Origin of the sequence: Campylobacter sp. CNRCH_2013_0855 (assembly GCF_025773025.1) — a bacterium.
Lineage (GTDB): Bacteria > Campylobacterota > Campylobacteria > Campylobacterales > Campylobacteraceae > Campylobacter_D > Campylobacter_D jejuni_C.
This window is the reverse complement of sequence record NZ_JAKMTE010000002.1, coordinates 173,452-194,243: the sequence shown is the minus strand read 5'-3', so window position 1 is coordinate 194,243 and position 20,792 is coordinate 173,452. Positions and strand designations below refer to the sequence as shown.

Annotated in this window: 22 protein-coding genes; 4 read left to right on the top strand and 18 right to left on the bottom strand. The window is 29.9% G+C overall.

The window, feature by feature from the left end:
• The 17 genes from L8X40_RS02330 to sstT all read right to left on the bottom strand — a co-directional run.
• The coding region (locus tag L8X40_RS02330) for a peptidoglycan D,D-transpeptidase FtsI family protein (protein ID WP_263667204.1) at positions 1-1,782 on the bottom strand (1,782 nt) is incomplete at its 3' end.
• Positions 1,783-1,785: 3 nt separating this feature from the next.
• Entirely contained in the window at positions 1,786-2,082 is a 297-nt protein-coding gene (fliE, locus tag L8X40_RS02325) for a flagellar hook-basal body complex protein FliE (protein ID WP_214135883.1), read from the bottom strand.
• A 3-nt stretch (positions 2,083-2,085) separates the two neighbouring features.
• Positions 2,086-2,580, bottom strand: coding sequence for a flagellar basal body rod protein FlgC (gene flgC, locus L8X40_RS02320; RefSeq protein WP_039618718.1), 495 nt, complete (start codon positions 2,578-2,580; stop codon positions 2,086-2,088).
• A 10-nt stretch (positions 2,581-2,590) separates the two neighbouring features.
• Positions 2,591-3,022: a flagellar basal body rod protein FlgB gene (gene flgB / locus L8X40_RS02315; protein ID WP_039618716.1), complete on the bottom strand. Its 432-nt coding sequence runs from the start codon at positions 3,020-3,022 to the stop codon at positions 2,591-2,593.
• 92 nt (positions 3,023-3,114) lie between these two features.
• Positions 3,115-3,756 (bottom strand): leucyl/phenylalanyl-tRNA--protein transferase, encoded by a 642-nt coding sequence (aat, locus tag L8X40_RS02310; protein WP_087700750.1) that lies wholly within the window; start codon positions 3,754-3,756, stop codon positions 3,115-3,117.
• Complete coding sequence (locus L8X40_RS02305) at positions 3,731-5,860, bottom strand: AAA family ATPase (RefSeq protein ID WP_263667203.1); 2,130 nt, start codon at positions 5,858-5,860, stop codon at positions 3,731-3,733. Before L8X40_RS02305 ends, aat begins: the two co-directional genes overlap by 26 nt.
• On the bottom strand, positions 5,857-6,150 hold the full coding sequence (locus L8X40_RS02300) for an ATP-dependent Clp protease adaptor ClpS (RefSeq protein WP_039626581.1): 294 nt from the start codon (positions 6,148-6,150) through the stop codon (positions 5,857-5,859). The genes L8X40_RS02305 and L8X40_RS02300 overlap by 4 nt, the downstream gene beginning before the upstream one ends.
• Positions 6,134-6,751, bottom strand: a complete 618-nt coding sequence (locus tag L8X40_RS02295; protein WP_047208433.1) for a thioredoxin domain-containing protein — start codon at positions 6,749-6,751, stop codon at positions 6,134-6,136. Before L8X40_RS02295 ends, L8X40_RS02300 begins: the two co-directional genes overlap by 17 nt.
• Before the next feature lie 12 nt (positions 6,752-6,763).
• Positions 6,764-7,219, bottom strand: coding sequence for an SsrA-binding protein SmpB (smpB, locus tag L8X40_RS02290; RefSeq protein ID WP_263667202.1), 456 nt, complete (start codon positions 7,217-7,219; stop codon positions 6,764-6,766).
• Positions 7,219-7,974, bottom strand: coding sequence for a 4-(cytidine 5'-diphospho)-2-C-methyl-D-erythritol kinase (locus L8X40_RS02285; protein ID WP_263667201.1), 756 nt, complete (start codon positions 7,972-7,974; stop codon positions 7,219-7,221). The genes smpB and L8X40_RS02285 overlap by 1 nt, the downstream gene beginning before the upstream one ends.
• Positions 7,971-8,198 carry a carbon storage regulator CsrA gene (gene csrA, locus L8X40_RS02280; RefSeq protein ID WP_012661763.1) on the bottom strand — a complete coding sequence of 76 codons (228 nt, stop codon included), beginning with the start codon at positions 8,196-8,198 and terminating at the stop codon, positions 7,971-7,973. The genes L8X40_RS02285 and csrA overlap by 4 nt, the downstream gene beginning before the upstream one ends.
• The gene (gene truB, locus L8X40_RS02275; RefSeq protein ID WP_087700755.1) at positions 8,192-9,010 is read right to left on the bottom strand and encodes a tRNA pseudouridine(55) synthase TruB; all 819 of its coding nucleotides are present in this window, start codon (positions 9,008-9,010) and stop codon (positions 8,192-8,194) included. Before truB ends, csrA begins: the two co-directional genes overlap by 7 nt.
• Complete coding sequence (locus L8X40_RS02270) at positions 9,007-11,070, bottom strand: ATP-dependent helicase (protein ID WP_263667200.1); 2,064 nt, start codon at positions 11,068-11,070, stop codon at positions 9,007-9,009. Before L8X40_RS02270 ends, truB begins: the two co-directional genes overlap by 4 nt.
• Positions 11,067-11,513, bottom strand: coding sequence for a hypothetical protein (locus L8X40_RS02265; protein ID WP_087700757.1), 447 nt, complete (start codon positions 11,511-11,513; stop codon positions 11,067-11,069). Before L8X40_RS02265 ends, L8X40_RS02270 begins: the two co-directional genes overlap by 4 nt.
• On the bottom strand, positions 11,506-13,227 hold the full coding sequence (locus L8X40_RS02260; RefSeq protein WP_214135889.1) for a M3 family oligoendopeptidase: 1,722 nt from the start codon (positions 13,225-13,227) through the stop codon (positions 11,506-11,508). Before L8X40_RS02260 ends, L8X40_RS02265 begins: the two co-directional genes overlap by 8 nt.
• A gap of 4 nt (positions 13,228-13,231) precedes the next feature.
• Positions 13,232-14,110, bottom strand: coding sequence for an aspartate carbamoyltransferase catalytic subunit (locus L8X40_RS02255; RefSeq protein ID WP_263667199.1), 879 nt, complete (start codon positions 14,108-14,110; stop codon positions 13,232-13,234).
• A gap of 9 nt (positions 14,111-14,119) precedes the next feature.
• The gene (gene sstT / locus L8X40_RS02250) at positions 14,120-15,346 is read right to left on the bottom strand and encodes a serine/threonine transporter SstT (protein ID WP_214124889.1); all 1,227 of its coding nucleotides are present in this window, start codon (positions 15,344-15,346) and stop codon (positions 14,120-14,122) included.
• A gap of 130 nt (positions 15,347-15,476) precedes the next feature.
• Between sstT and metK the strand changes: the two genes are divergently transcribed.
• Positions 15,477-16,670 carry a methionine adenosyltransferase gene (gene metK, locus L8X40_RS02245; protein WP_087700761.1) on the top strand — a complete coding sequence of 398 codons (1,194 nt, stop codon included), beginning with the start codon at positions 15,477-15,479 and terminating at the stop codon, positions 16,668-16,670.
• Between the two features lie 10 nt (positions 16,671-16,680).
• On the opposite strand, the gene L8X40_RS02240 is transcribed toward metK, so the two are convergent.
• Positions 16,681-18,003 carry an apolipoprotein N-acyltransferase gene (locus tag L8X40_RS02240; RefSeq protein ID WP_087700762.1) on the bottom strand — a complete coding sequence of 441 codons (1,323 nt, stop codon included), beginning with the start codon at positions 18,001-18,003 and terminating at the stop codon, positions 16,681-16,683.
• Here L8X40_RS02240 and yajC point away from each other — a divergent pair.
• From yajC to secF, 3 genes are read left to right on the top strand one after another with little or no spacing between them, the layout of a single operon-like run.
• Complete coding sequence (gene yajC, locus L8X40_RS02235) at positions 17,973-18,248, top strand: preprotein translocase subunit YajC (RefSeq protein WP_039618686.1); 276 nt, start codon at positions 17,973-17,975, stop codon at positions 18,246-18,248. The genes L8X40_RS02240 and yajC overlap by 31 nt on opposite strands.
• The gene (gene secD, locus L8X40_RS02230) at positions 18,241-19,821 is read left to right on the top strand and encodes a protein translocase subunit SecD (protein WP_087700763.1); all 1,581 of its coding nucleotides are present in this window, start codon (positions 18,241-18,243) and stop codon (positions 19,819-19,821) included. The genes yajC and secD overlap by 8 nt, the downstream gene beginning before the upstream one ends.
• Positions 19,821-20,792 carry a protein translocase subunit SecF gene (secF, locus tag L8X40_RS02225; protein ID WP_087700764.1) on the top strand — a complete coding sequence of 324 codons (972 nt, stop codon included), beginning with the start codon at positions 19,821-19,823 and terminating at the stop codon, positions 20,790-20,792. Before secD ends, secF begins: the two co-directional genes overlap by 1 nt.

Below are 20,792 nucleotides of genomic sequence, written 5' to 3'. Positions count from 1 at the left end.
GAGTGAAGGAATTAAATAGCTTTCTTTTATCATAAGATTTACCGTATCTTTAAACATAGGCAAGGCACTTTGTGCGGCATAATAACTATAAGCTTTGGTAGGATGTCTTACTAAAACTCCAATGGTATAGTTATTTTTCTCATCATTTGCAAAGCCAAAAAATGAAGCATTGTAGCGATTTGAAGTATAACCTTTTCTTTCAGCAATTCTAGCTGTACCCGTTTTACCACCTATAGTAATACCTTGAGTTTGTGCTTTTTTACCTGTTCCTTTTTCTATAACATTGATTAAAATTTGTTGCATTTCTTTGGCAGCTTTACTTGAAAGTATCTTTTCTTTTTTAACTTCATCATCAAGTTTTATTAAACGTCCATCTTGATAAATTTTATTTGCAATTTGCGGAGCGATATAAATTCCGTCATTATTAAATACATTATAAGCAGCTAAAAGTTGAATAAAGGTTGTTTTTAAACCATAACCATAGCTTAAAACAGATTTTTCAACATCTCTTAATTTTTTAGGATTTGGTATTTCCCCTTTTTGTTCATAAGGAAGATCAATACCGCTTTTTTCTCCAAAACGAAAAATTCTAAGCCCTGATATAATTTCAAGGTTGCTTAGTCTTTGAGCAATTTTAATCATACCAACATTTGAAGAATACGTTATAACTTCTTCCATGCTCATTTTGTTTTTTTTGTGGTCATCTCGTATAGTAAAACGACCCAATTTATATTGACCACCTTGGGTATCAACAACTTCATTAACCTTAATCTTGTCAAGCATTAAAGCAGTAGTAAATATAAAGGGTTTTATAACAGATCCCGCTTCATAGCCATATTCTATCGCACTTGCATTAAGCACAGAAAGATCTTTTCCGCGATTTTGAGGATCATATCTTCTTGAGCTAGCAAGAGCTAAAATTTTCCCACTTTTACTTTCCATGATAGCGACGATAATTTCATTAGCTTTTAGATCTTCATTTCTTTTATCAATTGCTTTTTCTAGGCCCTTTTGAAGTTTTAATGAAATATTTAAGTAGAGGTTGCAACCATCTATTTTACGCTGCTCATAGGAGTGTGAATTTAAAATAATATTACCACCTATATCTCTTAGACCTTGAATTTTAGCATCTTGCAAAGGATTTAAGCATTCATCGTAGTATTTTTCTATGCCTTTTATGCCGATATTTTTAAAAATCTCGCTTTGTTTATCTATATAAGTTCTTGTATAGCCTATGACTGGAGTAAGTGAATCTTTTGACATATACACACGATCTTCTTTGTGTTCTATAATATCAAGTCCTCTTGTTTCAACTCTACCATTGCTATTTGTAAAAGATCTGAAAAAGCCTTGAGTGTAAAGTTTTTTAGATAATTCCTTAAGATAACTTGCGTCTTTTGAGTTGATATTTTGAAGTAAAATAAAACTATAACCTCTTTTTTTCTTTGCAAGCATTCTTTTTTTAATATCTTGCATTTGTTCATTATTAATGCCACTATAAATTTGAAAAAGGGTTAAAAACAATTCTTTTTTATCGGGATTTAAACTTCTTAAATCTATTTCAGCTCTATAGATTTGTCTACTTGAAGCAATGGTAAAATTATCACTTGTAATAATATTACCTCTAAGAGCAGAAAAATATTGCTCTTTTTGAGTATTTGGTATATGACGTTTTGAAGTAAGAAAAAAAGTAGAAAGTAAAAACAGAGCCATACAAAACAGAGCCATACAAAAAGCAAAAACTACCTTTGAAACTCTATTTCTAATGGTATTTGAAAGCATATATTAAATTTGAGTTCTTGAAATTTCTTTATATGCGTTTATAGCCTTATTTCTAACTTCAAGCATAAATTTCATACTTGATTCAGCTTTGCTAATCGCAATTGCTGCTTGGTGCAAGTCTTTTACTTCACCTGTTGCAATATCTACCATAGCAGCTTCAGCTGTTTCTTGGGTTTTATTAAGGTTGTTAATAGAATTTTTTAATAAGCTTGAAAATTCATCACCTATGTTATTTGTGTTGCTATTGTTGTTTTTATTGCTAACATTGTTAAATTGATTTATACTATTAATAGTGTTCATTTATTAACCTCTTAATAAATCTATCGCACTTTGTGCTATAGTTTTAGTGCTTGTAAAAGCACTTACGTTTGCTTGGTAAGCTCTTGTTGCTTCTATTAAATCGGCCATTTCAATTACTGGGTTTATATTTGGAAAAGCAACATAGCCTTGTTCGTTTGCATCTGGATGAGATGGATCAAATTTCATACGAAAATCTTTATCATCTCTTACAACTTTATCAACCACTACGCTCATTATAGCAGGTTTTGCATCTTTTTGTGAAGCTGGGTCGTTTAAAGGATTTTCATATTCTAAAAAATTATTATCCTTGGCTATTTGTTTATTTAGCAATTCATTAAAATCAGTCGCTTTAAAAATCACTTCTCTTCTTCTATATGGACCGCCTTCTGCTGTTCTGGTAGTGTTTGCATTAGCTATGTTTGAGCTAATTACATTCATTCTAAAGCGCTGCGCACTAAGTCCGTATCCGCTAATATCAAAATCACTTAAATAAGCCATTATTTTTCTCCTAGCCTAATTTAGAGCTTGTATCTATGATGGTTGAAAAAATATTACTTTGTCTTCTTAAAACACCATCTAAAGCAGTAATCATCATAGTATTTTTACTCATTTCAGTAGTTTCTACATCAAGATCTACTGTATTTGCGTCATTTCTTGCTAAATGTCCATCTCTTAAATAAATAGTTGATTTATTAGGATCTGGAAATTTCCAAGGTTTTTGATGATTTGCATTTGTACTTGCTAATTCAAGCTCTTTGGTATCTTTCTTTTTAAAAATTTCATTTGCTCTATTAACTAAAGCAGTTTCAAATTCTATATCTCTTGCTTTATAAAAAGGAGTATCAACATTCGCAAGGTTAGAATTAATCATTTGACTTCTTAGGTTTCTTCCTGCTAAAGCATCAACAATAAGTTCTTTTGATTTAAAAGGGCTTATCATAATTTTTCCTTTAAAATAAAGCTTTTACAGACTAAAAGCAAAAATCATTCCAAAATATTTATGCAATTTTGTTTATCTATAATTATATCTTTTTATAGTAAATTTTTGAAATTTTTAAAGCCGCTTTCAAGCGAAACTTTTTTTTCTAGTGTTTTTAAAAAATCTTTTTTTGTCATTTCTTTAGCGCCCATAAATTTTAAATGCTCATTAGGCACCTGACAATCTATTAAAAAATCATATGGTTTTAAAAGCTCACAAAGTCTTATTAGAGCTACTTTTGAGGTATCTTTTTTAAGACTTATCATGCTTTCACCAAAAAATATTTTGCCTATGATAAGTCCGTATAAACCGCCGATTAAAACATCATTTTCATAAACTTCAACGCTATGAGCTAAATTTTGCTCAAAAAGCTTTGTGTAAACTTGTATAAATTCTTGACTTATCCAAGTTTTTTTTCTTTTTGCACAATGACTTATAAGCGAGTTAAAATCAAAATCAAGTCTTATTTCATAAGTTTTTAAAGCTTTTTTTATACTTTTTTGTATATGCACTTCATCAGGTAAAAGCACCATTCTAGGAGAAGGACACCACCAGGTAACAGGATTGCTAGTCCATGGAAAAAGCCCTAGACTATAAGCATGAGGTATAAAGTCTACTTCTAGTTTTTCACTAATAAAAACAGGCGCATCATCAGGGCTTTTTAAAAGTTTAGAATACAAATTCGATTTTTTCATTTTTGGAAAGTTTGAGTTTTAATTTACCACCATTTTTTAATTTTCCAAATAAAATTTCATCACTTAATCTCTCTCCTAATTCTTCGGCAATAATGCGTTTTAATAATCTTACTCCAAATTCTTTATTATTGGTTTTTTTAGCAAGAAATTCTTTTACTTTTTTATCAGCTTCTATAGTGATGTTGTTTAAATTTTTTGTCATTAAATCTAGTTCTTTTTGAACGATTTGTTCTAAAATTTCTTGACTTAAGTCATTAAAATGAATGATTTTGTCAATACGGTTGATAAATTCAGGCGCAAAAAAATCTTTTATGGCTTTATTATTTTTTTCTTTATCACTGCTTAAGAAACCAAGCTCATTATTTTCTTTGAGACCTAAATTTGAAGTCATAATGATAATAGTATTTTTAAAATCAGCTTTTAATCCACTATTATCTGTTAAACTTGCATTATCAAAAATTTGTAAAAAGGTATTAGTTAAATCAGGATGAGCTTTTTCTATCTCATCAAATAAGACCACGCTAAAAGGATTTTTTCTAATACTATTACTAAGCAAGCCACCATCTTCATAGCCCACATAACCTGCTGAAGTTCCTATGAGTTTGCTCACATCATGTTTTTGTGAGTATTCACTCATGTCAAATCTTTCAAGATTAAGGTTTAAAATTTGTGCTAAATTTTTGGCAAGTTCGGTTTTACCAACCCCGCTTGATCCGGTAAATAAAAACACACCTTTTGGGGTATTTTTACCTTTTAATCCTGCATAGCTTTGTTTTAAAATAGAACATAAAGCTTTAATAGCTTCATCTTGTCCAAAGATGTTTTGTTTTAAATCATGCTCTAAGTTCTTAAGAATTTTACCTTGATCACTTTCATAAATTTTATGAGAATGTGTCATTCTTGCTAAAGTATTTTCTAAGTCTTTTACTTTTACTATTTTTTTACTTTTTTTATCTTCTAAAGCAAAGCTTGCGCCAAGCTCGTCGATTAAATCAATCGCACTATCGGGTAAAAATTTATCATGTAAAAATTGTTTTGCTAGTTTTATACTTGTTTGTAAAATTTCATCACTGATTTTGATTTTGTGAAAATTTTCGTATTTGCTTTTTAAGCCTTGCAAGATCAAAAAACATTCTTCTTCACTTGGCTCATCTATGTCAATTTTTGCAAATCTTCTACTTAGGGCTTTGTTTTTATCAAAGGTATTTTTGTATTCTATAAAAGTAGTTGCTCCTATACATTTTATATTGCCATTACTTAATGCGGGTTTTAATAAATTTGACATATCTGCATGACTTTCATTACTTGCGCCAGTTCCTACTATGGTGTGAATTTCATCTATAAATAAAATAGCATTAGGGATATTTTCTAATTCTGTAATGATATCTTTTAGTCTTTTTTCAAAATCACCTCTGTATTTTGTCCCTGAAAGCAAGCTCGCCATATCAAGACTATAAATTTTTGAGTTTTTTAAGTGTTTTGGCACTTTTTCTTCAGCTATAGCTAGTGCTAGCCCATCTATAACAGCACTTTTACCAACACCTGGCTCACCCACTAAAATAGGGTTGTTTTTCTTACGACGGCTTAGAATTTGCATCATTCTTTCAAGTTCAAATTTTCTACCTATAACAGGATCTATCTTACCTTTTTTTGCAAGTTCAACTAGCTCTATGGTGTGGGTTTTTAAATTTTCAAATTCAGCATTTTGTAACAATTCTTTTATTTTTTCTTCTTCTATTAAATGTTTTTTTAAAATATTATAAGAATAAGCTTTTTCTTCTTTGCAAAGTGCGATGATAAAATCAATCACACTTGTTTGGTTTTTTGCATTTAGCTTGTGCAATATATTTTCCAAGATCACAGAAAAAATAGGTTCTATTTCTTTTTTTAAAATTTCATTATTTTTAGCTAGATAATTTTTTAATTCATTTTCAAAGCTTTGTAAATCACCATCTCCGATTTCTTCAAGTAAATTTTTAAAATCATTACTAAGCTTAACTAAAGCAAAAAGCAAATGCTCACAAGTGATAAATTCATGATGATTGATAAAGCTTAAATGTCTTGCATTTGGTATAAACGAATCGATTAATTCTTTATATTTCATTGTTCTTCTATCCTTGTTTGGAGTGGAAAATCATTGTTTTTTGCTGCTGTGTCAACTTGCTGTTTTTTACTAAGTGCAATCTCTTCTGTGTATATACCACAAACTCCACTTCCTTGATGATGAATTTCAAGCATGATCGCACTTGCTTTTTCAAAATCATGATGAAAAATATTCATTAAAATTTCAATTACAAAATCCATGGTGGTAACATCATCGTTTAAAAGCAAAACCTTAAACATTTTAGGTTCTGCTAGTTTTTGTTGCTCTAAAATTTCACTTTTTAGACCCATTTAATATCCTATTAATATCTTCTTGCATAATCTCAGTAGAAACTTTCCCAAGATAATATTTCACATAACTTTTTGAGTCTTTATTCCAAAAGTCTGTTAAATCTTGATAAACACCATCTTTTAAAACTACTTTAAAAGGAAGTTGTTCCATACTTTGATAGTTAATATCTTTTAAAGCTTGTGCGACAATTCTATCATTTTCTTTAGAATTGCTTAAAAAATAATATGCCCCATATTTAATAGCAAAATCTTTAACAGTTTGATCGCTTACATTTTCAAAATGACTAAGCCCTATGATGATAAAATTATCTGTATTTTTTTGCCATAAGCTTGTTAGATGGGTAGCTTCTTCTTGGCAAGGTGTGCAAAAGGTTCCAAAAAAATCAAACATTAAAATTTTATTCTCTTCACCCTTTACCATAAAACCATTTTGTGTTCTTACTAAGGTTTTTTCACCACCATTGACACTTTTTAAAAGAATTTCATCACCGATTTTATACTCAGCAAATGCAAATTCGTTTTCGATTTTTTCTTCGCTTGAGCAAGCACTTATTAAAAATGCAAAAGCAAATGTAAAAAATAAATAAGCAAATTTTTTCATCAAAATCCTTTTTTAATAATGATTTTTCATAGCAACTCTTGCCTCAAGATCTGCTTGTTTTTTCTTTAAACTTTCTCTTTTATCGTGTAAGTTTTTTCCTTTGGCTAAGGCTATTAAAACTTTTACTTTATTTTTTTCATTAAAATAAAGTTCTAATGGCACTATAGTAAAACCTTGAGTGCTAATTTTACCAAAAAGCCTATCAATTTGCTTTTTATGCATTAAAAGTTTTCGCGCACCTTTTTCATCATGCTTATAAAAAGAATGTGTAGTACTAAGATGAGAAATATGAGCATTAAGTAAGAAAATTTCACCTTTGATAATACGTACAAAAGAATCTTTCAAATTTGCTCTACTAGCCCTTAATGCTACCACTTCAGAACCTTTTAAAACAATACCTGCTTCAAATTTTTCCAAAATTTCATAATCAAAAAAAGCTTTTTTGTTTTTTACTATAGTTTTTTTCATCATTTAGCCTTAAAAACTCCACTTCCACTTCCACTTAAAAAATAAGTTTCATCAAGAAAAGTTTGCATTTTAGGATAAATTTTTACACAAGGAGCAAATAAGTCATTTAAATCAGTATTTTTATACTCTAAAATTTCACTTGTTTTGAGTGTTTTAAGTGTTTTGGCTAAATTTAAATTCGCTGTTAAATCATATGAGCTTTCATCAAATGCTTTATATACTTTTGCGCTTGAGCATTCAATAGCAGGAAAAGTAAAATCAAGTTGGCTAAAATCATCTTCAAAATATTCTACAATCTCGCCACACCCACTAACATTTGCACTATCATATCCGCTTAAAAAAAAGATTAAATCAGAGCCGAGTTTTTGGCAGATTTGTTCAAGTTGTTGTTGGTTGAGTTTTAAATTTAAAGCTTCGTTGATCATAAGTAAAAATGTCACCGCATCAGTGCTACTTCCACCAAGACCTCCACCTACGGGAATGTTTTTGATAAGTTTTAAACTTTTGTCTTTAAAAAATTCATTTAATTCATTAGAAAAACCTAAATTTTCTAATTCTTTATAAGCTTTGTGTATAATGGTATCTTGAGTAAAATTTCCAGCGATTTCAAATCCTTCTTTGGTTTTTTCATCACTAAAGCTCAATTCATCAAAAATATCTTTTATTAAAACAAAGCGTGATTGCAATAAATGATAAGATCTTGAATCAATTCCGATGATTTTTAAAAAAATATTAGCTTTTGCGTAAGCTTTCATTTTTTAAGCTTTTTACTCAGATCATCAAGTTTTATCGTTTCATCACTAATTGCATGTAAATTTTCACTTTTTACTTGCTCGATAAGCTCTTTGCGTAGTATCATCAAAGACTTTGGAGCTTCGATGCCTATTTTAGCATAGCCTTTGCCTGTTTGAACTACTTTAATTTCTATATCATCTCCGATTTTTATGCTTTCATTTTCTTTTCTTGATAAAATTAACATTTTAATACCTTATTTAAATAATATTGCACTTGATTATCTTGGATAGAAATGATAGAAAAAAAATCTTTTTCTTCTAAAATATAGCTACCTTCTTCTTGAATTTCCAAATCGTCCAAAAATATTTTTTGTCCATTATGTAATTTTTGGGGATATTTTATCGTATTTTTTCTAAGATTTAAATAAGCTAAAGGATTTAACTCTTTTTCATTCTCATAAAAAAACTTTCCCTCGCTTAAGCGCTCTAATGAGCTTAGCGTGGCTTTAATATCAAGTTTTCTAGCAAATAATTCACAATAAGAGCGTACATAAGAACCTTCACTAACTGCTATTTCTATAGTTAAAAAGGGGTGGTTATAGTGTAAAATTTTAGTATAAAAAATTTCCATAACACAAGGTTTTAAATTGACTTCAAAACCTCTTTTTGCAAGCTCATAAGAGCGTACTCCATCTATTTTTTTTGCACAAAATGCGGGTGGGGTGTAGGTGATTTTACCTAAAAGTTCATTTTTAATTTGTTCTAAAATTTGCTCATCAAAAGCATTTATAAGATTGATCTCTTTAATATTTTGATTATCAAGACTTAGTGAATGTACGCCTAGCCAAAGTGTTGCTTTATAAACCTTTGGATTTTTATCAAAAAAGCGAAAAAGTTTTGTGTATTGATCAAAGGCTATGAGTAAAACACCTTTTGCAAAAGGATCAAGTGTTCCTGAAAAACCTGCTTTTTTATTTTTATATTTTTTCTTGAGTTTACCTAAAAAAGCATTAGAACTCATTCCACTTGGTTTGTAAGCTACAAAAAGTTTATTCATATCACTTTTTCCACAAAACTTGACATTATCATTCTTTCTATGCCTCCAAAATTAATCGTGAGTTTTTCTTCAGCTCCTATTTTACTTACTCCAGTGACTCTGCCTATGCCAAAAATTTTATGTTTGATTAAATCGCCTTTTTTATAGCAATTTTTTTGATGATCTAGTGTTAATTCTTTTTTGATTACATTGCTCTCGCCAAAAAATCTACTTTTTTCTAATCTTGTGCGACTTCCTTTATAAAATCTAGAATTAGCATAGCTTAAATAAAGTTTTTTCTTGGCTCTAGTGATTGCTACATAAGCAAGTCTTCTTTCTTCTTCTATATTACTTGATTCACTAGTGAGTGGGAAAAATCCTTCTTCTAAACCTATGATAAAAACATAATCAAACTCAAGTCCTTTGCTTGCATGAATACTCATAATACAAATACTTTCTTTATCAAGTCCATCTTGCTCATTAAGTAAAGAAATTTCATTTAAAATATCATCTAAGCCATTATAATTTCCATGAGTGATTTTATCTTTTAAGTTAGCATAAAGTTCATCTATATTTAAAAGTTTATCTTCACTTTCTGGGTTATCTTTATAAAATTCTTTGATTTTAAATTCTTCTTCTAAGGCTAAAATCATTGCAAGTAAATCATCTTTTTCTTTGATTTTGTGTATGCTTAGTATGAATTTTTCTAATTCTTTGTCTGTTTTTTTGCTAAAAAATCCACTTCCTTGTAAAGCACATAGACTTTCAAATAAAGACAAATGATTTTCTTTAGCATAATTTTCTAGCTTTTCTAAACTTGCATTACCAAAGTTTCTTTTAGGGCGATTGATAATGCGTTTAAAAGAATAATCATCATTTAAATTTGAAAGCAATCTTAAATAAGAAATAATATCTTTAATTTCAGCTCTTTCATAAAAACGAATTCCACTTAGCAACTTAAAAGGAATTTTTTCTTTGCTAAAAGCTTCTTCAAGAGCACGAGATAGGGCATTTACTCTATAAAGTATGGCTATTTCACTAGGATTAATCCCCGAGTTTAAAAGTTTTGAAACTTCTCTTGCAACCTTAAAGCTTTCAATTTTTTCATCATCATTTTGCAAAATTGTGATTTCTTCTCCCTCATCTTTGGTGCAAATTAAAGTTTTCCCTAGTCTTTTTCTATTATGCTCTATAAGTTCATTTGCAGCTTGTAAAATAGCGCTAGTTGAGCGGTAATTTTGCTCTAGTTTGACTAATTTTACATTGCTAAATTGCTCTTTGAAATTTAAGATATTTTCTATTTTAGCCCCACGCCATCCATAAATACTTTGATCATCATCGCCTACCACGCAAATATTTTCATGAGACGTGCAAAGTTTTTTTAGAATTTGATATTGTAAGGTATTGGTATCTTGATACTCATCTACTGTTATATAAGTATATTTTTGACTTTGCTCTTTTGCAAATTGTTCATCTTCTAAAATTTTATTAGTTAGCATGAGTAAATCATCAAAATCCATGAAATTATTTTGGATTAAAAAATGCTCATATTGTTCATATAAATGAATGATTTCTTCGTAATTTTTGTTTTTTTCATCTTTTAAAAATTCTAATTCTTTGCGTATTTCTTGAGCGCTTTTGCTTTGATTTTTAAAATTTGAAATATAAGCACCTATGCTTGCTAAAGAGCTTTGCAAATTTTCGCTAGCTAAATCTTTTAGTATTTTCTTTTTATCATCTGTATCGATAATGACAAAATTATTTGCTCTATTAATTCTTTCGCTATAAAGTCTTAAAAATAGCAAGCCAAATTTATGAAAAGTACATAAAAGGGGATTGTGTAGATTTTGATCTTGCAAAAGTGCTAAGGCTCTTGTTTTCATTACATTAGCAGCTTTATTTGTAAAGGTTAGCGTGAGGGTATTTTGTGCAGGAATACCCACATGATCGATTAAATAGGCAAGTCTAGTGGTAATGGTTTTAGTCTTTCCACTACCTGCACCTGCTAGTATTAGCATAGCTCCATCAATATGCATGATAGCTTCTTTTTGGCTATCATTTAAACCTTCAAAAAAACTCATTTTTTAAATAAATCTTTATTGTTAGGATTATTTAAAAAAGCATTCATGGATTTTTCTTTTAATTTTTGATCATTTTGCTTTTTGAAATAGTTTGAAAAATTAACAAAAATGATATTATCTTCAACTTGAATTTGAGTAATTGCTCCCAAATCTACTTTCACAAAGGTTGCAAAATCATCAGGTCCAAAACCTGCATGAAATTCTATATGCTCATTTGTTAAAACTATAGATTTAAAAGTATAACCGCCAAGTGCAAAAAGACAATAAGGATTTTTACTCACTACATCTAATTCTGGTGGCAAAGGAGGTTCTAGTGTAACAAATTTAGTATTTACAATGATATTAAACTCAATATCTTCTTGAATTAAAATTTGCAAGCATTCATAAATGCTTTTTTGCATTAAACTTATAAAATTTCTATTATTTAAAATTTTATCAATCATTGCTTAGCCTTAAAAATTCATTTACTAGTATTCTAACTTGCTCTAAGCCTATATTCCAAAATTCATCACTTTCTATATCAAAGCCAAACATAGCTACAAGTTCTTTTGGACTTTTACTTCCCCCACTACTTAAAAATTTGATATAAATTGAGGTAAAATCAGGACATTTGCCACTTTTATATAGACCATAAAGTGCTAAAACTAAAAGTTGTGCATAAGCATAAGCATAGCAGTAAAATGGAGAGTGTATAAAATGTGGTATATAAGAATACCAAAGGCCATAGTTTTTGGTTAAAACTACGCTATCTTGAAACATTTTTCTTGATTCTTCAAGCCAAATTTCACTTAGTTCTTGAGAGCTTAGTTCTTCTTTTTTAGCATGAAATCTGCGTTCAAAAGTAGTAAAATTAATCTGTCTATAAAGAGTAGCAAAAATATCTTCGATTTTTGCTGCATATAAAGATAAAAGCTCCTCTTTGTCTAAATTTTCTTTAATGTAATCAAAAATCAACATTTCTGCAAACACTGAAGCAGTTTCTGCTGTAGTTAGAGGTGTATCTTGATTTAAAAAATTTACTTTATAAGAAAGTTTTTGATGTATAGTGTGGCCTAGTTCATGAGCTAGGGTAAAAAGATCGCGTCTTTGGTTGGTATAGTTTAAAAGTATGAAAGGATGGCTTAACGGTGTGCTTGAGTGAGAAAAAGCACCGCTTTGTTTAAATTCTTTAGGGTAAACATCGATCCAATTATTCTCAAAAGCTTCTTTTGCTATCATATAAAAATCTTTAGAAAATTTTTCAAAGGCTTTTAAAACGATATCCTTTCCTTGATCAAAATCAACTTGCATTTCCTCTCCAATAGGTGCATAACGATCATAATCTTTTAGCTTTTTATATCCTAGAATTTTTTTCTTTGCATTGTAAAATTTAGAAACAATATCAAAGCTATTCTCGCTAGCATTAATAAGCGCATCAACACTTTTTTTAGAAATTTGATTTCTTATATGTCTTGGGGTTTCAGGGTTTTCATAAGATCTTAACTCGCAAATACTAGCAAGCTCGCTTTTAATCATATTGAAAATATACACTAAAAGCTTGTTTTGTTTTTTTAAGGTTTTACTAAAGCATTTTGAAGCTTTTTTTCTAATGCTTCTATCTTTATCATAAAGCTTGCTTAGAATTTCTTCCTCGCTTAATTTTTGCCCTTCAAAATTAAATTTTAAAGCACTAAAGGTTTCATCAAATAATCTTGCAAATGCATTTGAACCTGTACTTGATAGAGCTAGGATAACTTTTTCTTCTTTTTTAGAAAGATTGTGTTTTTTGTGTTTGATAAGATTGTTTAAATAAAACTCATAATCTTTGCAAAATGTGATGAAAGTTTTACTTTTTTCTTCTTTTAACTCGCAAAATTCAAGTTCAAAAAATAAAAGATTTTCTTCTATTTTTTTACTTAAATTTTCATATTTTGCATAAAAAGCACCCTTGGTAGTATCTTGAGCAAAATTTAAATACACATAGGTTAGTATATGAGAAAGTTTTAAGATTAATTCTTCATAGTTTTTTAAAGCTTGTAAAAATTGCTCATTGCTTAAACTATGAAGATTATTTTCATATTGTTTTTTAAATTCACAAGCTTCATCTTGGGTTTTTTGTAAAAAAAGATTTAATTCTTGCTCATCTTTAAATAATGTACTTAAGTTCCAATTTTGCATGATTTTAACTTTCTAAAATGAGTTTTTTTAATACAGCCATTCTAATAGCAACGCCATTTTTAACTTGAGTTAAAACCTTACATCTTTTATCAGCCATTACTTCATCGCTAATATCAATGTTTCTATGCACAGGGCCAGGGTGCAAGATAATGAGATTTTTATCTTTTATTAAATCTTTACTAATGCAAAAATCATTTGCATAATCTTTAAGTGATGCATAGGTTGGAATATTGTGTCTTTCGGTTTGCGTTCTAAGACTCATGATGATATCTACATCATCAATAACTTCTTTTAGTTTATTTGTTTTTTTGATAGGATAATTTGGCATAAAATGAGGTGGGGCTACTAGGGTAATGTCTATACCAAAACGAGGCAATAATTCTAAATTTGAAGCAGCAACGCGTGAGTTTTTAATATCCCCTACTATTGCTATTTTTTTACCTTTAACATTATAATCAAAATGCTCCATTATGGTAAAAAGATCGAGTAAAGCTTGGGTAGGATGAGCGTGTTTACCATCACCTCCATTAACTATAGGACAATGAGTATAATTTGCTAAAGTATGAGGCACACCTGAGTTTTTGTGTCTAACTACAATAGCACTTGGTGCCATTGCATCTAAATTTGCAGCGGTATCAAAAAGTGTTTCGCCTTTGCTTGAACTACTTCTTGAAACATCTAATTTTAAAACTTTAGCACCTAGTCTTCTTGTAGCTGTTTCAAAGCTTGATTGAGTGCGTGTTGAATTTTCAAAGAAAATTGTTGTAACACTTTTTCCTTCTAAAAATGTACGCGGTTTTTCATCTAAGAATTCTTTTGCTTCTTTAAATAAAGTCAAGATTTCATCATTGCTAAAATCTTTTGTAGTAATTAAATGCCTCATAAGTCCTCCTTAAATTTTTAAATTAAGCTCATTATCTGAACAAATAGCGCTAAATAAAACATCTGTTGAGCTATTTAAAGCTGTTTCAACGCTATCTTGAATAACCCCTATGATAAAACCAACCGCAACTACTTGCATGGCTATGTCATAATCAATATTAAACAAAGAGCAAGCAAGTGGTATGAGTAAAAGCGAACCTCCAGCAACCCCACTAGCTCCACAAGCTGCAAATGCGGCTAAAACACTCAAAAGCATAGCTTGTAAAAAATTTATTTCAATGCCTACTGTGTGGGCTGCTGCAAGACTTAATATGGCTATAGTTACAGCTGCTCCTGCCATATTAATCGTAGCACCTAGTGGAATGGAGATACTATATAGATTATTATTGATATTTAATTTAGAGCAAAGTGCCATATTTACAGGAATATTTGCCGCAGAACTTCTTGTAAAAAATGCAAAAACAGCGCTATGTTTTAAGCAAATAAAAATCAAAGGATAAGGATTTTTCTTTGTATAGGCAAAAACAATTAAAGCATTAATCACAAAGGCTACAAAAAACATGGTTAAAACTAAAATGATTAATAATTTAATATAACTTAAAAGCCCTGCTGCTCCTGTTTGAGCAACTGAATTTGCTACAAGTCCAAAAATTCCAAAAGGAGCAAGCTTGACTATAAATTTAACGATTTTTAACACACCTTCGTTGATATCAGTAAAAAGTTGCTTTGCATCATTAGAGCAATGCCTTAGAGCAAAACCTCCACCTATGGCCCAAGCTAATATGCTTAAATAATTTCCTGAAGATAAAGCGTGGATAGGATTATCTACGATTTGAAAAAGTAAGGTTTTAAATACTTCGCCTATATGCGCAGGACTTGTGGTGGAGGCTTTTTCAATATCGGTTAATACTAATTCTACGGGAAAGACAAAGCTTATACTAACTGCGCTTAAAGAAGCTAAAAAAGTTCCAAATATATATAAGAAAATGATATGTTTTATTTTTTCACTTCCATGGTTAAATTCTTTTGTGCAAATAGTTGTTAAGATTAAGATAAAAACCAAAATTGGCGCTATAGCTTTTAAAGCTCCTGTAAATAAAGCACCAAAAATATTTGCAAAAATAGCTAAATCTTTAGAAAAAACACCTACTAAAATTCCTAAAACAATACCTATGCAAATTTGTAAAATAAGATTTCCATCTTTATAGCGTTTGATTGCACAAGAAAATAAACTCATTTCTTACCTTTTTTTGTAGTGATAAATTTTTAATTTATTCTAACAAAGTAAAGCTTAAATAAGCTTTTTTATTTTTAAGCTAGCTTATGTTAGAATAGAGCTATCATTTTTATGATAAGGAATATAAAATATGTATTTATTTACTTCTGAAGTTGTTAGTGCAGGACATCCTGATAAATGTGCTGATATTATAGCTGATTCTATAGTGGATGCTTTTTTAACTCATGATAAAGACTCAAGGGTTGCTAGTGAGGTTTTTGTAGCAGGAAATAAAGTAGTAATTGGTGGTGAGATTAAATCAAAACATAAGCTAGAAAAACAAGATTATGAAAATATTGTAAAAAAAGCTTTAGCAGATATTGGTTATGATGGCCATCCACATTTTAGCAAAAAACAATGTTTACATCCTGATGATTTAGATGTAATGGTGTTTTTAAATGAGCAAAGCCCTGATATTAATCAAGGTGTTGATCAAGAAGATGGAGAAATTGGAGCAGGTGATCAAGGAATAATGTTTGGTTTTGCAAGCAATGAAGCAAAAGAATATATGCCAGCAGCTATCTCTTATGCTAGAATGCTTTGTGATAAAGTATATGAGTTTGCAAAAAACAATCCTGATAAACTTGGAGTGGATATTAAAACTCAAGTTACGATTGATTATGTAAATAAAGAAAATTTTGAAAATTGTAAACCTCAAAGCATCCATACTATTGTAGTTTCAGCTCCTTGTGTTGAAAGTATGAAAATAGAAGATTTAAGAGCTTTGGTAATGGAATTGATTTTAGATTCAAATTTACCAAAAGAGCTTTTTTGCCCAGAAAAAACAAGAATTTTAATCAACCCAACGGGAAAATATGTAAATCACAGCTCATTACATGATAGCGGTTTAACAGGAAGAAAACTTATAGTAGATAGCTTTGGTGGCTATGCTCCAATAGGAGGTGGTGCGCAATCTTCTAAAGATTATACTAAGGTTGATAGAAGTGGGCTTTATGCTGCAAGATGGCTTGCTAAAAATATCGTAGCAGCAGGTCTTGCTAAAAAATGCATAGTGCAGCTTTCTTATGCTATAGGCGTAGCTAAACCAACTTCTGTAAGTGTAGATTGTATGGGAACAAATGCAAGATTAAACGATGATATTTTAAGTGATTTTGTAATGAAAACTTTTCCATTAACTCCAAATTGGATTAAAAATAAATTCAATCTTGATAAACCAAGTAAAGATACTTTCATGTATGCTGATGTAGCTGCTCGTGGTCAAGTGGGGCAGGCTGATTATCCTTGGGAGAAATTAGATGCACTTGATGAATTTAAGGCATTGTAAAATGAAGCTTTTAAGCTTCATTTTGCTTTAAAAATCTCTCTTTTATCTTTAAAATCAATATTTCTTTTGGCTTAATTACTGCGTTTTCTTTTCCATTAACTGCATGATATATGCTTACATTATAATTGTTTGCATAAAAACGCATTAGAAAATTTTGTAATTTATACTCACTTGAAAAATTAAACCAAGCATTGTTTGAAATAGCTATGATGATCTTTGAGTGTTTGTAAAGTTTTTCTTTAGTTGCTTCAAAGCAGATGGCATTAGTGATGAGTTGATTATTTAGAGTGTATTGATTTAACTCCTTTCCTTTTGAAAATTCATCAATGTTTAAAAGGTATTTTTTAAAAAAGTTTTTAAATATAGGAATTTCTTCTCCAAAAGGTACAAGATAGTGTTTGTTAAAAACTTGTATGTTGCCATTGTCAAATACATAAGTACTATTATATAGATGATTAGGTGTAGCACTAATAGCACCTGTAATGATGATGATTTGTTTTGATAAGTCTTTTAAAGTTTGCAAATAACTTGGTGCTTTATTTAAAGCAAAAGCAAAAGCAGTTTCAGGAAAAACAATCATTTCTTTACCTTCTTTTATAGCCTTGTTGATTTGATAAAATATATCTTTAGAATGCGTTTGCAAATTTTCTTGTATGAATTTTTGATCTTGAGAGATATTAGTTTGGATTAATTTATAGTTTAAATTTAGTGTTTGTGATTGTTTTTGATTATATTGAGCTCCTATTAGAATAAAGATTGAAATGATTGCTATTTTATAATATCTTGAGATATATTTTTCATAGTAAAAATAAGCAATCAAAAACATAGCTACAATACCTTGGTAGCTTGCATCAAAGATCCCATATACACTTAAAACACCCCAATTTAGCCAATCAAAGTCAAAAGGATGAATAAAACTAAGTAAAAAAATTCCACAAAGCCTTAAAAAATCATATTTAAGAAAAAAACATATTAAGAATAAAATTCCATAAATTATACCGATTAAGATAACTTCTAAAGGAATTAAATAAGCTAAATTAAAATAAATTGATGATAAACCTATCCACCAAAACCATAAAATTCCTACAAAAAATCCAGTATAAAAATATCCTACTTTACTTTTATTTCTTAGCAATAAAACCAAACCATATATACTTAAAAATGGAGAAATAAATTCAAAAAGTAAATTTTCAAAAAAAGAAAAATAAATAAAATTTGACAATAAAAGTGCAGAAAAAAAGGCTTTTATTATTTTAAAAGTGGTAGAATTAGAATTTATGAATTTTAAAAAAAGGGGAAGAAATGGCAGAAAACGGAAATATTTGGACTTCATTGTTGCCTCTCATTGTGCTTTTTGCGATTTTTTATTTTTTGGTTATTAGACCACAACAAAAACAAGCAAAAGACCACAAATTGATGGTTTCATCTTTAGAAAAAGGGGATAAAATCATCACAAATGGTGGGATAATTTGCGAGGTGGTAAAACCAGAAGAGGATTTTATCAAAGTTAAGCTTAATGATGAAAATGTAGTTGTAAAAATTTCTAGAGATTTTATAGCAAAGAAAATTGATGCGTAGTGGAAAAATTACTTATAGAAGTATTATTTTCTTTGTAGTTTTTCTTATAGGATTAATTTTTTCCATACCTTCTTTTATGCAGACCCAAAGTGGTGCTAAGATTAACCTAGGACTTGATTTGCAAGGTGGTTTGCATATGTTATTAGGTGTAGAAGTAGAAGAGGCGGTTAAGTCAAAGGTTAAATCCATAGCCTCTTCTCTTAGTTATTCTATCAATAAAGAAGACATTATTGTTGATAAAATCAAAGTAAATGATACTAGTATTGAATTTAGCTTATTAGATGAAAATGATGCAGCTAAGGTTGATTTGTTATTAAAAGACATTAAAGGCTTAGCTATCACACATGAAAATTTACACTACACGCTTTCTTTAACCCAAGAAGAAATCAAACTAACTCATGAACAAGCTATTTTACAAGCTGTAGAAACTATTAGAAATAGACTTGATCAATTTGGTCTTGCAGAGCCAAATGTAGCAAGATCGGGTGAGGATAAAATTTTAGTCGAACTTCCAGGCATTAAAACTGCTGCAGATGAAGCTAGAGCTAGAGAACTTATTGCAAAAGCTGCACATTTGCAATTAATGGAAGTAGATGATGTTAGAATGGATCAGGTAAATAATCTTACTCCAGCCCAAGCTGCTGAATATGGAGATTTGATTTTTGAAGATGCAAAAAACCCTCAAATTAAATATCTAGTAAAATCTATACCTATTCTTGATGGTTCTATGCTAACAGATGCAAAAGTAGGTTTTGCGCAAAGTAATAATCTTCCTGTGATTAATTTTACCTTAAATTCAGAAGGTGCAAAAAAATTTGGAGACTATACAGGAAATAATGTGGGAAAGCGCCTAGCTATAGTTTTGGATAATAAAGTTTATTCAGCTCCAAGAATTAATGAAAGAATAGGCGGGGGTAGCGGTCAAATTAGTGGTAGCTTTACTGTTGAAGAAGCTCATGATGTGGCTATTGCTTTAAGAAGTGGGGCGCTTTTAGCACCGGTTAAAATGCTTGAAAAAAGAAGTGTTGGACCATCTTTGGGTGCTGATAGTATTAAAATGAGTATGATAGCCCTAGCGGGTGCTTCTGTATTAGTTATTGCATTTATGGTGATGTATTATGGTATAGCAGGAATTTTTGCTAATATTGCTTTAGTGGCAAATATTTTAATGATTATTGCTGTAATGGCTATGTTTGGAGCAACCTTAACCTTGCCTGGTATGGCAGGACTTGTGCTTACTGTGGGTATGGCAGTAGATTCTAATGTTATTATTAATGAAAGAATTAGAGAATTATTACGAGAAGGTGCTAGTATAAGGCAAAGCGTTGAAAATGGCTATAAGCATGCAATGAGTGCGATTTTAGATTCTAATATTACTTCGCTTATTACTTCAGTAGTACTTTATGCTTATGGAACAGGTGCGGTAAAAGGTTTTGCGGTGACTTTAAGCATAGGAATTTTAGTTTCGATGATTACTTCTATTGTTGGAACTCATGGTATGTTTGAAATGTTTATGAACCGTATGGAAAAAAGCAATAACACAAGATTATGGTTTGGATATAGGAGACCTTAATGCAATTTTTTAGTCAAAAACATGTTTATGATTTTATGAGAATGAGATTTGCAGCCATCTCTTTGTCTTTTATTTTATTTTTTGGTTCTATTTTTATTCTTTTTACTAAGGGTTTGAATTTTGGTATTGATTTTACCGGTGGAACTTTAGTGCAACTTCAATACGAGCAAAAAGCACCCTTGGCTGAAATTCGCAAAGCTTTAGCTATCAATGAAAATTTAAAAGGTGCTAGCGTTACTGAATTTGGCAGTGCAAATGAAGTGATTATTCGTTTTTCAGGAAGTAGTGATAGTTTGGGAAATGACATTGGAGTAAGCATTACAAATTTATTAAAAGATACAGGTAAATTTGAAGTGCGCCGTGTGGATGTAGTAGGTCCAAAAGTAGGAGATGAACTGCGTAATAAAGGTCTTATGGCGGTTGGAATTTCTTTGATTGCTATTTTGATTTATTTGGCAGTAAGATTTGAATGGCGTTTTGCTATGGCTTCTATTGTGTGTGAAATTCATGATATAGTCATTACTTTAGGTGCTATTGCGTTATTTGAAATAGATGTAAATTTAGATATTTTGGCGGCTGTTTTAACCGTGCTTGGATATTCTTTAAATGATACGATTATTATTTTTGATAGGATTAGAGAAGGTGTTAAAACAAGTAAAAATTCAAAACTTGATCTAATTATTAATGAATCAGTTTCTGCAACTTTATCAAGAACTACTTTAACAACGGGTTTAACCTTAATCACTGTTGTGGTGCTTTATTTTTTTGGTGGATCTATGATAGAAGGTTTTGCTCTAACTATGATAGTGGGTATTGTGGCAGGTACTGCAAGTTCTATATTTGTAGCAAGTCCAGCGCTTTTATGGTTTAAATTTAGTGTTACGCAGTATCGCCAAAAAGAATTAGAAAAAGTAAAGAAAAAACAAGAAAAAGAAAAATTAAGAGCGATGTATGAAAAAGGAACGGTGTAA